The organism is Mycolicibacter sinensis (genome assembly GCF_001667945.1).
GTDB lineage: Bacteria > Actinomycetota > Actinomycetes > Mycobacteriales > Mycobacteriaceae > Mycobacterium > Mycobacterium sinense_B.
This window is the reverse complement of record NZ_LZJK01000088.1, coordinates 1-11,400: the sequence shown is the minus strand read 5'-3', so window position 1 is coordinate 11,400 and position 11,400 is coordinate 1. Positions and strand designations below refer to the sequence as shown.

The window sequence follows — 11,400 nt, the reverse complement described above, 5'->3', positions numbered from 1 at the left end:
AACGTGAACGTGATCGGCCTGACGCTGAGCAAGAACCAGGCCGTCCATGTGGAGTCGATGTTTGCCGCGATGGACACCTCGTGCAGCAGACGCGTGCTGCTGGCCGGTTGGGAGGAGTTCGACGAGCCGGTCGACCGGATCGTGTCCATCGGGGCGTTCGAGCATTTCGGCTACGACCGCTACGACGATTTCTTCACGATGGCCCACCAGGCACTGCCCGCCGACGGCGTGCTGATGCTGCACACCATCTGCGGCTTGTCCCCGCAGGAGATCCTCGACCACGGCATGGCGCTGACGCCCGAGCTGGCCGATTTTCAGATCTTTTTGATGACCGAGATCTTCCCCGGCGGTCAGCTGCCGTCGGTCGGTCTGGTCAAAGAGCATGCCCAGAAGGTGGGGTTCACCGTGAACCGCATCCAGTCGCTGCAGCAGCACTATGCGATGACGCTCGATCACTGGGCGCAGGCTCTCGAGGAGCACGAGTGCGAGGCCATCGAGCTGCAGTCCGACGAGGTCTACCAGCGCTACATGCGCTACCTGACCGGCTGTGCCGAGGAATTCCGGGCCGGCCGCTTCGACGTCAACCAGTTCACGCTGGTCAAGTAGCCGGTCGCGGCGTCAGCTGGTCCCCAGCGGGTCGATGGTCGCGGCGATGTAGACCATCACCGTCGCCGCGGTCGTCATTGTCGCGAAGTCCAGTCCCCGGTCGCGCAGCACCAGCAGCCCGGCCCGGTCCTCGCTCAGCACCAGCCGCAGCGCGGCGGCCACCGCGGTGCCGATCCCGATCAGCAGCGCCCCGCGCCGCCAGAAGTTCGCCCCGACCAGCACGAACGCCGCCACGAAAATCAGGCCGACCAGCACGATCGGCCACTGCCGGATCAGCGTCGCGCGGACCTGCGTCAGCGGGTTCACAGTGCGTTCTCGACCCGTTCGACGACGTTGGTCAGCAGGAACGCTCGCGTCAACGGCCCGACGCCGCCGGGGTTGGGCGAGACGTGGCCGGCCACCTCCCACACGTCTGGGTGCACGTCCCCGACCAGCCCGGCGTCGGTGCGGCTGACACCGACGTCGACGACGGCCGCCCCCGGGCGCACCATCTCGGCGGTGAGCATGTGCGGCACCCCGACCGCGGCGACGATGATGTCGGCCTGCCGGGTCAACGCCGGCAGGTCTCGGGTTCCGGTGTGGCACAAGGTGACCGTGGCGTTCTCGGAGCGGCGGGTCAGTAGCAGCCCCAGCGGACGGCCGACCGTCACGCCGCGACCGATCACCACCACGTGGGCACCGGCGATCGGCACCTCGTAGCGGCGCAGCAGGTGCACGATCCCGCGCGGGGTGCACGGCAGCGCCGCCGGGGTGCCCAGCACCAGCCGGCCCAGGTTGGTCGGATGCAGCCCGTCGGCGTCCTTGGCCGGGTCGACGCGCTCCAGGGCGGCGTTCTCGTCCAGGTGGCCCGGCAGCGGCAGTTGCACGATGTAGCCGGTGCAGTCGGGGTTGGCGTTCAGCTCGTCGATGGTGTCGTTGAGCTGCGCCGTGCTGGCGTCGGCGGGCAGGTCGCGGCGGATCGAGGTGATGCCGACCTTGGCGCAGTCGGCGTGCTTACCGCGCACGTAGGCGTGTGAGCCGGGGTCGTCGCCGACCAGGATGGTGCCCAGCCCGGGCGTACGGCCCGTGGCGGCCAGCGCAGCCACCCGGGTTTTGAGGTCGACGAAGATCTCGTCGCGCGTGGCCTTGCCGTCCAACGTGATCGCACCCACGCCGATAGTCTGGCACGCCCGGCGGCGGTGCCAACGATCACGACCCGCTTCACGCGGCTTAAGCTCCCGATATGCCGACCCCCGACGTTTTCAGTCCCGCCAAGCTCGGTCCGCTCACGCTGCGCAACCGGGTCATCAAGGCGGCCACATTCGAGAACCGCACGCCTGGTGCGCTGGTCTCCGACGACCTGATCGAATACCACCGGCTGCCGGCGGCCGGCGGGGTGGGCATGACCACCGTCGCCTACTGCGCGGTCTCCCGCGGCGGCCGCACCTCCGACGACGGGCTGTGGATGCGCCCGGAGGCCGTCGCCGGGCTGCGCCGGCTCACCGACGCCGTGCACGCCGAGGGCGCGGCGGTCAGCGCGCAGATCGGTCACGCCGGCCCGGTCGCCGACGCCCGCTCCAACAAGGCGCGCGCCCTGGCGCCGGTGCGGTTCTTCAACCCGATCGGCATGCGGTTCGCCAAGAAGGCCACCCGCGACGACATCGACGAGGTCATCGCCCAGCACGCCGAGGCCGCCCGCTACGCGCTCGACGCCGGCTTCGACGCCGTCGAGATCCACCTCGGCCACAACTATCTGGCCAGTTCGTTTCTCTCGCCGCTGATCAACCGCCGCTCCGACGAGTTCGGTGGCTCGCTGGCCAACCGCGCCAAGGTGGCCCGCGGAATCGTGCAGGCGGTCCACAAGGCCGTCGGCGGGCAGATCGCGGTGACCGCGAAGCTGAACATGTCCGACGGGGTGCGCGGCGGCATCAGCCTCGATGAGTCGCTGACCACCGCGAAGTGGCTGCAGGACGACGGTGGCTTGGACGCCCTGGAGCTGACCGCGGGCAGCTCACTGGTCAACCCGATGTACCTGTTCCGCGGGCACGCTCCGGTCAAGGAGTTCGCCGGCGTCTTTCCCCCGCCGCTGCGCTGGGGCATGCGGATGACCGGCAACAAGTTCCTGCGCGAATACCCCTATCACGACGCCTATCTGCTGCGCGATGCCCGGCTCTTCCGCGCCGAGCTGTCGCTGCCACTGATCCTGCTGGGCGGCATCACCAACCGCCAGACCATGGATCAGGCGATGGCCGAGGGCTTCGAATTCGTCGCGATGGCCCGGGCTCTGCTGGCCGAACCGGACCTGATCAACCGGATCGCCGCCGAGCCGGCGACGGAGTCGGAGTGCATTCACTGCAACCAGTGCATGCCCACGATCTATCAGCGCACCCACTGCGTGGTCACCGGCGCGCCGGACGCGCTGCGCTGACGATCCGCCGGCGATCCGCGCCGACTCGCGGCGCAGTGGGCGGGCCGCCACATCCGTCCGCCCGATACAGTTGATCCGATGAGTCACCCTGCTCCGCCGGTGCTGACCGTGCGCTACGACGGGTCGCAAGGCACGTTCTCCGCAGGCCACGATGTGGTCATCGGGCGTGACCTGCGCGCCGATATCCGCATCCCCCATCCCCTGGTCTCCCGCGCGCACCTGCTGCTGCGCTTCGAGCAGGGCAGGTGGCTGGGGATCGACAACGGCTCCCTGAACGGCATCTACGTCAACGGTCAGCGGGTGCCGGTGATCGACATCCGCGACGGCCAGGCCGTCAACCTCGGCAACCCGGACGGGCCGCGGGTGTCCTTCGAGGTGGGCCGGCACCAGGGCCAGGCCGGGCGCCCGCCGCAGACCGTCTCCATTCAGCTGCCGCAGCCGGGTATCGCACGCCCGGGCCGGCCACCGCAACAGCAGGGCTGGCCCTCCCGTCCCGAGCATCCCGATCCGGCGCACTACCCGGATCCGCGTTCGGCCGGGCACGCCGGCGTCCAGCAGCCGTACCGGCCCGGCCCGCCGCCGCATCAGCCGGCGGCTCCCACCCACCGGCAGCCGGCATATCCGTCCGGTCCGGTCGGCCCGCTCAGCCCGGCCGGTTCCGCACCCGGCGAGGCCGCACTGCGGCCCGGCTACCAACCGCCCGCCCAACCGCCCGCGCCGCCGTCGGCGCCGGCCGAGGGATTTCCGCCGCGGCAGCCGTCCACCCGGATGGCGCCGGTGGCGGCAAAGCCGCCGGAGGTCGGCAACCTCGCCACCAAGATGATCGACATCCTGCGGCCGGGTTCCGCCGCGCCGCCGGAGGCACCGGCCGGTGCACTGACCATCGGCCGGGCCACCGACAACGACGTCGTCATCTCCGATGTGCTGGCCTCGCGCCACCACGCGATGCTGATTCCGACCCCGCTGGGCACCGAGATCCGTGACAGCCGAAGCATCAACGGGACCTTCGTCAACGGCGTCCGAATCGGCTCGGCGATCCTCACCGAGGGCGACGTGGTCACCATCGGCAACGTCGACCTGGAGTTCACCGGCGGCACTCTGCTGCGCCGCACCGAAGCCGCCTCGAAATCTGGAGGGCTTGAAGTTCGCGACGTCTGCTTCGACGTCGAGGGCGGCAAGCGGCTGCTCAACAACATCTCGTTGACCGCGCGGCCCGGCACCCTGACCGCGATCATCGGCGGGTCCGGTGCCGGCAAGACGACGCTGTCGCGGCTGATCGCCGGCTACACCAAACCGACGGCCGGTGCGGTCACCTTCGAGGGCCACAACATCCACACCGAGTACGCCTCACTGCGCAGCCGGATCGGGATGGTGCCGCAAGACGACGTGGTGCACCGGCAGCTCACCGTCAACCAGGCGCTGGGCTACGCCGCCGAGCTGCGGCTGCCGCCCGACAGCACCAAGGCCGACCGCGACCGGGCGGTGGCCCAGGTGCTCGAGGAACTCGAGTTGACCAAGCATGCCGACACCCGGGTGGACAAGCTCTCCGGCGGCCAGCGCAAACGCGCGTCGGTGGCCCTGGAGCTGCTGACCGGGCCGTCGCTGCTGATCCTCGACGAGCCGACCTCCGGCCTGGACCCGGCGCTGGACCGCCAGGTGATGCTGATGCTGCGCGGGCTGGCCGACGCCGGCCGCGTGGTGCTGGTGGTCACCCACTCGGTGTCCTATCTGGATGTCTGCGACCAGATCCTGCTGGTGGCGCCCGGCGGCAAGACCGCCTACTGCGGTCCGCCCAAGGAAGTGTTCACCGCGATGGGCGCCGACAACTACGCCGACATCTTCGCCAACGTGGGCGCCGACCCCGACGAGGCCAATCGGCGCTTCCTGGAGCGGGAAGGCGGCCACCGGGGTGCCGCCGCCGCCCAGGTCCCCTCGACACCGCCGGCCGACCTGGGCAGCCCGCCGGCGGAGAGCCTGCGAAAACAGCTGTCGACGATTGCGCGCCGGCAGGTGCGGCTGATCGTCTCCGACCGCGGCTATTCGATCTTCTTGGGCGTGCTGCCCTTTATCGTGGGCGCGCTGTCGCTGACCGTGAAAGGCAAAGGCGGCCTGGGCATGCCGGGGCCCGACGCACCGACCGAACCGCAGTACATCATGGTGCTGCTCATCATCGGCGCAGTCTTCATGGGCACCGCGCTGACCATTCGAGACCTGATCGGGGAACGCCCGATCTTCAAGCGAGAACAGGCCGTGGGCTTGTCGACGATGGCCTATCTGCTGGCCAAAGTCGCAGTGTTCTGCGCGTTCGCCACGGCGCAGGGGGCGATCGCCACCATCATCGTGATTCTGGGCAAAGGCGGTCCGACGCAGGGCGCGGTGATGTTCGGCAGCGTGAATTTCGACTTGTTCCTCGCGGTCGCCGGAACCTGTGTGGCCTCGGCGATCCTGGGTCTGGCGCTGTCGTCATTCGCGCAGTCCAACGAGCAGATCATGCCGATGCTGGTGGTGTCGATCATGTCGCAGCTGGTGCTGGCCGGCGGCATGATCCCGGTGACCGGGCGCATCGGGCTGGCCCAGGCCGCCTGGGTGACTCCGGGCCGGTGGGGCTACGCCGCGGGCGCCTCGGCCATCGACTTCAACAAGCTGGTCAACGTGCCGCAGATCCCCAAGGACCACCTGTGGGACCACACCAAGGGCATCTTCTTGCTCGACATGGCGATGCTGGCGCTGCTGTCGGTGTTCTACAGCGTGGTCGTGTGGTGGAAGATCCGGCTCAAGCGCTGAGCTCAGCGCTCGTCGGGCTCGCTGTCCAACCGCAACCCGTGGGCGGCCGCATACGCCATCGCCTGGGCGATGTCGATGCGTGTGCCGGTCAGCGACGCGGTGGTCCACAGCGTCGGATCGACTCGGGCGCCGCGCAGATCCGCCTCATCCAGCCGGGTGCTGCTGGTGCGGGCGCCGGTCAGATCAGCCCCACACAGCACCGCTTTGCGCAGGTCGGCCTCCACCAGATTGGCTTCGCGGAGCCGGCAGCCACTGAAATCCACCGCACGGAGGTCACTGCCGCCGAGCCCGGCCAGCGTGAAGTCCACATCGTCGAGCACCAGCGGTCGCATGCGGCACTGCACGAACAGCGACCCCAGCATGCTGCACTGGACGAACTCGCTGTGCCACAACGAGGCCCGCGCGAACCGGCAATTCCGGAACGCCGACCCGCGGTGCTGCGACTCGGCGAAATTGGCGCCGCTGAAGTCGCATTCGTCGAACACCACCCGCTCGGTGTGCAGCCGCGAGAAGTCCTCGTCGCGGAAGTCGTGACCGACAAACTCACGGTCGGTCCACTCCGGTGCCGCGCTCAAGCGTGCGGCGCCAGGCTCGCCAGTGCGTATTCGCTGATCGCGATGAGCGCGTCGCGGGCCGACCGTTGGTCGCGGGCGTCGACGGTGATCACCGGAATGTGCTCGGGCAAGGTGAGCGCCTTGCGCACCGCGGCCACCGGATAGCGCGGTGCCCCGTCGAACTCGTTGACCGCGATCAGGAACGGCAGGTTGCGATGCTCGAAGAAGTCCACCGCGGCGAAGCTGTCCTGCAACCGGCGGCAGTCGGCCAGGATGATCGCGCCGATCGCGCCGCGCACCAGGTCGTCCCACATGAACCAGAACCGGCGCTGGCCGGGCGTGCCGAACAGGTACAGCACCAGGTCGTCGGCCAGGGTGATCCGGCCGAAGTCCATCGCCACCGTGGTGGTCCGCTTGTCCGGGGTGGGTTCCAGCGTGTCGACGGCGGCCGAGGCGTCGGTGACCAGCGCCTCGGTGCGCAACGGCATGATCTCCGAGACCGTGCCGACGAACGTGGTCTTGCCGACCCCGAACCCGCCCGCGATGACGATCTTCGTCGACGCCGTGTCGCGGCTAGCCGAGCGCTCGTAGGCCACGAAGCGTCCTTCCTATCAGTTCTCGGCGTTCGTCCCGGGTGGACGCCTCGTTCAGCGTGCGCCGCACCCGAAGGTAACCCGAGGTGATCAGATCCCCCACCAGGACGCGCGCAACACCCAGCGGCAAGTCCAGCCGAGCGGAGATCTCGGCGACCGACGGGCCCATCGCACACAGCTCGACGATCCGGCCCCGCGGGTCGCTGGCCGGCCACTGGTTGGGGTGCGCCGCCCGCAACGTCTGCACCGAGGCTTCCAGCGGCAGGCTGACGTCGGTGTGGGTCCGACCGGCTGTCAGCGTATACGGGCGTACCAGATGCGCTTCAGTATTCAGGGCCTCCGGGCTCTCGGGAGTGTCCATCACCGACACCTCACGAGCGGCCGCCCGGCGACGACGGCGCCGCCCGGCGCGCCGACTGCACCACCGCGCCGACCCGTTCCACCAGCACCGCCATCTCGTAGCCGATCTGGCCGATGTCGCAGGAGGCGCTGGCCAGCGTCGCCAGATGCGAGCCGTCCCCGACCCGCATCAGCAGCAGGTAGCCGTGCTCCATCTCCACCACCGACTGCAGCACCCGGCCGCCCTCGAACAACTGGGCCGCTCCGCTTGCCAGGCTGGCCAGTCCGGACGCCACCGCGGCCAGCTGGTCGGCCCGTTCCTTGGGCAGATGCTCACTGGCCGCGACCGTCAGCCCGTCGACCGACACCAGCACCGCGTGCGACACCCCGGGCACCTCGCGGGCGAAGTTGGTCACCAGCCAGTCCAGCGAGCTTTCGGAGGCACGCCGCTGTTCACTGTTGTCGGTGGGGAAAGTCATTGCTGGTTTCGTCCCTGATCGGTGTCGAGGCCAGTCTCGAGGCCGGTTTCCCGGGCGTGCGACCTGGCGGCGCGCACCCCGCTGAAGTGGCTGCTGATCGAGGCGCGGATCGCCGCGGGATCCCGCTCCGGTGCCGCATAGGCGGGCCCGTGCGGCACGCCGTTGGATGCTACCGGCTCGTCGGTGTCGGCCGCAGGGCGCGCCGGATCGCCCGGATACTCCGGGGGTGTCTCGGGGTCGGCCGAGCCGGGCACCAGGCGGGCGCCGGGTTCGCGGACCGGCAGGCCGTGCTCGGTGTGGGCGACGACCGGGATGTTCTCCACCTCGGCGGCCACTGACCAACCGCGGTCCCACACCGACTGCCAGTCCAGATCGGCGCGCAGGTCGGGGTCGTTGGGGTCGCTGCCCAGCGCTTCGGAGAGCATCCGCTGATAGATGGTGTCGGTGTCGGGGTCGTTCGCGGCGCTCTCGACCCGGGCCCGGGCCGCGAAGTAAGCAGAAGTGTCTGCCGGAGATGTCCTCTCGGGCACCGGTTCGGGCTCGCCGAAGTCCGCGTGGGCCGGTTCCGGCCCCTGGTCGTGGTCCTCGGCCTCCCACCAGGGCTGCGGCAGTTCGCGACGCCCCCGGCCGGCGTCAGCCGGCGGCTGCTCCTGGTCGAGGGGCACCCCGGTGATGCCACTGGAGCCCGGGGTGCGGCGCGGCAGCAGCGAGACGACGGGGCCGGGGTCGGTGTCCTCGGGCTGCGGGTACGGCTCGGACTCGCCGGGCTGGTAGGCCGCGGGTTCGGGCGCGTAGGACGGGGGCGGCGCGGCGGGCGCGGGGAACGTCGGGTGCTGCGGCGGGGCCGGTTCCTCGGCACTCTGGTGGGTCAGCAGGTGCGGCGGCAGGTACACCTCGGCGGTGATCCCCCGCGACCCCTGCGACGCCGGGAACAGCCGGACCTCGATGCCGTGGCGGTGCGCCAGCCGGGAGATCACGAACAGACCCATGTGGCGGGCGTTCTCCGGACTGAACTCGCCGCCGGACGCCAGCCGCATGTTGGCCATCCGCAGGTCGGCGTCGGTCATCCCCAACCCGACGTCGACCACCTCGACGACCACCCCGCCGTCGTTCTCGAAACCGGCCACCACCCGCACCGGCTCCGTCGGCGCCGAATAGCGCAGCGCATTGTCGATCAACTCCGCGAGCAGGTGCACGCCGTCGGCCGCAGCGGCGCCGATCACCGTGATGTCGGGCACCAGCACCGTCTGCACCCGGTGATAGCCCTCCACCTCGGAGGCGGCGGCGCTGATCAGCGTCGCCAGCGAGACCGACCGGCCGCGCTCGTGGGGCACCCGGGCGCCGGCCAGCACCAGCAGGTTGGCGCCGTTGCGCCGCATCCGGGCGGCGAGGTGATCCAGCCGGAACAGGCTCTCCAGGCGGTCCGGGTCGTCTTCGTTGCGTTCCAGCCGGTCGATGAGCGCCAACTGCTGGTCGACCAGGGACCGGTTGCGCCGCGACATCGTCTCGAACATCTCATTGACCAGACGCCGCAGCCGGGCCTCATCACCGGCGAGCAGCAGCGCCTGGGCATGCAGTTCGTCAACCGCGTGGGCGACCTGACCGACCTCCTCGGTGGTGTAGACCGGCAGCGGCGCGGGTTCGCGTTCGTCGCCGGCGCGCACCCGGGCGATCTCGTGTTCGAGGTCGGTGTGCGCGACCTGCAACGCGCTGTCGCGCAGGGTGCGCAGCGGCCGCACCAGCGAGCGCGCCACCAGCCACACCGCCAGCAGGGCGGCGACGATGGCGGCCACCACCAGCGCGATGTCGCGGAAGGCGGCGGCCCGCCGGTCGGCGGCGCGGTCCTCCACCGCCTTGGTCACCGCCCCGGTGTTCTCGGCGATCAGCCGCGCGGCGATCTGGTCGGTGGTGCGGATCGACTCCCGCAGCACCGGGTTGTTGGGCAGCACCTGCTCCGGATCGGACATGATCGCCATCCGGGTCACCAGCTGCTGCTGCAAGGACTTGGCGTCCGGGGAGTCGACGCCGAGCACCTCGCTCATCCCGAACAGCGTCGACGGCTCGGTGCCGGCCAAGGTCATCATCGAGCTGCGCAGTTCCGGGTCGGGAAGCTCACCGCCCCGGTTGACCAGCAGTTCCTGCATCATCATCTGACCGCGGGCGCCGACGGCGCGGCTGAGGGCCTCGGTCTGCGACCGGATCCGTTCACTGTCCACCCGCACCGAGCCGGTGATGGCGTCCTCGGCGGTCAGCAGAATCGGCGCGTAGCCGGTCACCTCCTCGCGCAAACCCACCCCGGTGGTCGTCACCAGATCCAGCAGCCCCTGGCCGCGTTCGATCAGCGTGCCCACCCCGGACCGCACGTCGGCGGCGACGTCGGTGTGCGACAGCCGCGAGGCCAGCTCGTACTTGCGGTTCTCGAAGTTCTTCCGGGCGCCCTCGGCGTCGCCGTCGGAGGAAGCGGCGACCAGCGCATCGCCCAGCGCCGACATGTAGTGGGTGATCGCCGGGACCATCTCGGCGCGGTCGGCGACCAGCCGGAGCCGGTTGGCCTCCGACAGCGCGCTAGAGATCCGCAGCCCGCCGAAGACCCCGGCCAGCAGCATCGGCAGCAGCGCGATCGCCAGCACCTTCCACCGCACCGGCCAGTTGCGCACCGACCACCGCGACGGGCGTTTGGCCGCCACTACTTCGGGCTGTTCTTCATAGTCGTCGAGCGCGGCGTCCACCCCGTGCGGGTGGTCGAAGAGCGTCACCGCTCGACGGCCGGCTCACCGACCGCTCGGCTGAAATTCACCGTCTGCGCCTTCATTCATCGCAAGCTTCCGGCACATCGCACCCGCTGAACCCTTAGCGGTGTGAGACCCGCCTTGATCTAGGCCGTCCTACGTCGGCAATTCGACGAGTATGACAGTCTGCGCGTGCCATCACCATAGCCTTTACCGAAAAGGCACAGCTCCCGAGATGGTTTCGTGTCCGGTAGCCGTAACCTCGGCTGCGTGTTCCGGGTGCTGTTCTATTCGCCGCGCATCCCGCCCAATACCGGCAACGCGATCCGGATGGTGGCGGCCACCGGCGCCGAGCTGCATTTGGTGGAGCCGCTGGGCTTCGATCTGTCCGAACCCAAACTGCGCCGCGCCGGGCTGGACTATCACGACCTGGCGGTGGTCACCGTGCACCCGTCGTTGGCCGATGCCTGGGCGGCGTTGATGCCGGCCCGGGTGTTCGCCTTCACCGCCCACGCGCAAACCTCGTTCGCGCAGGTGCGCTACCAAGCCGGGGACGTGCTGATGTTCGGTCCCGAGCCCGACGGCCTGGATGCGGCAACACTGGCCGATCCGCACATCACCGAGCAGGTGCGCATCCCGATGCTGCCCGGCCGGCGGTCGCTGAACCTGTCCAACGCCGCCGCGGTCGCGGCTTACGAGGCGTGGCGCCAGCACGGATTCGCCGGCGGGCTGTAGTCCCCCGCGCTCGATCGCCACACCCGACCGCGGCGCCGCCAGCACACAGAAGTTTCGCCCTCTGGGAGCGACGACGTGTGCACCCGGGCGCGGCTGTGACCGGCCGCGTTGCTCGACACCTCCCTGACTCTCGGTGCCGCGCAGGGCAATCGGCGGGCTAGGCCGCTTGCCGTC

The 11,400-nt window shown here is 70.1% G+C and carries 11 protein-coding genes; 4 read left to right on the top strand and 7 right to left on the bottom strand.

The features are described from left to right. The coding region (locus A5694_RS12550; RefSeq protein ID WP_082952642.1) for a class I SAM-dependent methyltransferase at positions 1-606 on the top strand (606 nt) is incomplete at its 5' end. A gap of 12 nt (positions 607-618) precedes the next feature. On the opposite strand, the gene A5694_RS12545 is transcribed toward A5694_RS12550, so the two are convergent. Then, positions 619-912 carry a DUF3017 domain-containing protein gene (locus tag A5694_RS12545; protein WP_165604341.1) on the bottom strand — a complete coding sequence of 98 codons (294 nt, stop codon included), beginning with the start codon at positions 910-912 and terminating at the stop codon, positions 619-621. Continuing rightward, on the bottom strand, positions 909-1,757 hold the full coding sequence (locus A5694_RS12540; protein WP_064922165.1) for a bifunctional methylenetetrahydrofolate dehydrogenase/methenyltetrahydrofolate cyclohydrolase: 849 nt from the start codon (positions 1,755-1,757) through the stop codon (positions 909-911). The genes A5694_RS12545 and A5694_RS12540 overlap by 4 nt, the downstream gene beginning before the upstream one ends. A 71-nt stretch (positions 1,758-1,828) precedes the next feature. On the opposite strand from A5694_RS12540, the gene A5694_RS12535 reads away from it, so the two are divergent. Both A5694_RS12535 and A5694_RS12530 read left to right on the top strand, forming a co-directional pair. Continuing rightward, positions 1,829-3,013 (top strand): NADH:flavin oxidoreductase, encoded by a 1,185-nt coding sequence (locus A5694_RS12535; protein WP_064922164.1) that lies wholly within the window; start codon positions 1,829-1,831, stop codon positions 3,011-3,013. 78 nt (positions 3,014-3,091) lie between these two features. After that, positions 3,092-5,797 (top strand): ATP-binding cassette domain-containing protein, encoded by a 2,706-nt coding sequence (locus tag A5694_RS12530; protein ID WP_064922163.1) that lies wholly within the window; start codon positions 3,092-3,094, stop codon positions 5,795-5,797. Positions 5,798-5,799: 2 nt separating this feature from the next. On the opposite strand, the gene A5694_RS12525 is transcribed toward A5694_RS12530, so the two are convergent. Genes A5694_RS12525 through A5694_RS12505 form a run of 5 tightly spaced genes read right to left on the bottom strand, consistent with a single transcriptional unit; the run spans position 5,800 to position 10,518 of the window. Further along, positions 5,800-6,372 (bottom strand): pentapeptide repeat-containing protein, encoded by a 573-nt coding sequence (locus tag A5694_RS12525; RefSeq protein WP_064922162.1) that lies wholly within the window; start codon positions 6,370-6,372, stop codon positions 5,800-5,802. Then, positions 6,369-6,947, bottom strand: coding sequence for a GTP-binding protein (locus tag A5694_RS12520; protein WP_064922161.1), 579 nt, complete (start codon positions 6,945-6,947; stop codon positions 6,369-6,371). The genes A5694_RS12525 and A5694_RS12520 overlap by 4 nt, the downstream gene beginning before the upstream one ends. Beyond that, positions 6,925-7,305: a DUF742 domain-containing protein gene (locus tag A5694_RS12515; protein ID WP_064922167.1), complete on the bottom strand. Its 381-nt coding sequence runs from the start codon at positions 7,303-7,305 to the stop codon at positions 6,925-6,927. The genes A5694_RS12520 and A5694_RS12515 overlap by 23 nt, the downstream gene beginning before the upstream one ends. Before the next feature lie 10 nt (positions 7,306-7,315). Beyond that, positions 7,316-7,762, bottom strand: a complete 447-nt coding sequence (locus A5694_RS12510) for a roadblock/LC7 domain-containing protein (RefSeq protein ID WP_064922160.1) — start codon at positions 7,760-7,762, stop codon at positions 7,316-7,318. After that, a complete protein-coding gene (locus A5694_RS12505) occupies positions 7,759-10,518 on the bottom strand; it encodes an ATP-binding protein (protein WP_064922159.1) in 2,760 nt (919 codons plus the stop codon). The genes A5694_RS12510 and A5694_RS12505 overlap by 4 nt, the downstream gene beginning before the upstream one ends. Positions 10,519-10,761: 243 nt before the next feature. On the opposite strand from A5694_RS12505, the gene A5694_RS12500 reads away from it, so the two are divergent. Then, positions 10,762-11,226, top strand: a complete 465-nt coding sequence (locus tag A5694_RS12500; RefSeq protein ID WP_064922158.1) for a tRNA (cytidine(34)-2'-O)-methyltransferase — start codon at positions 10,762-10,764, stop codon at positions 11,224-11,226. The last annotated feature ends 174 nt before the right edge of the window (positions 11,227-11,400 follow it).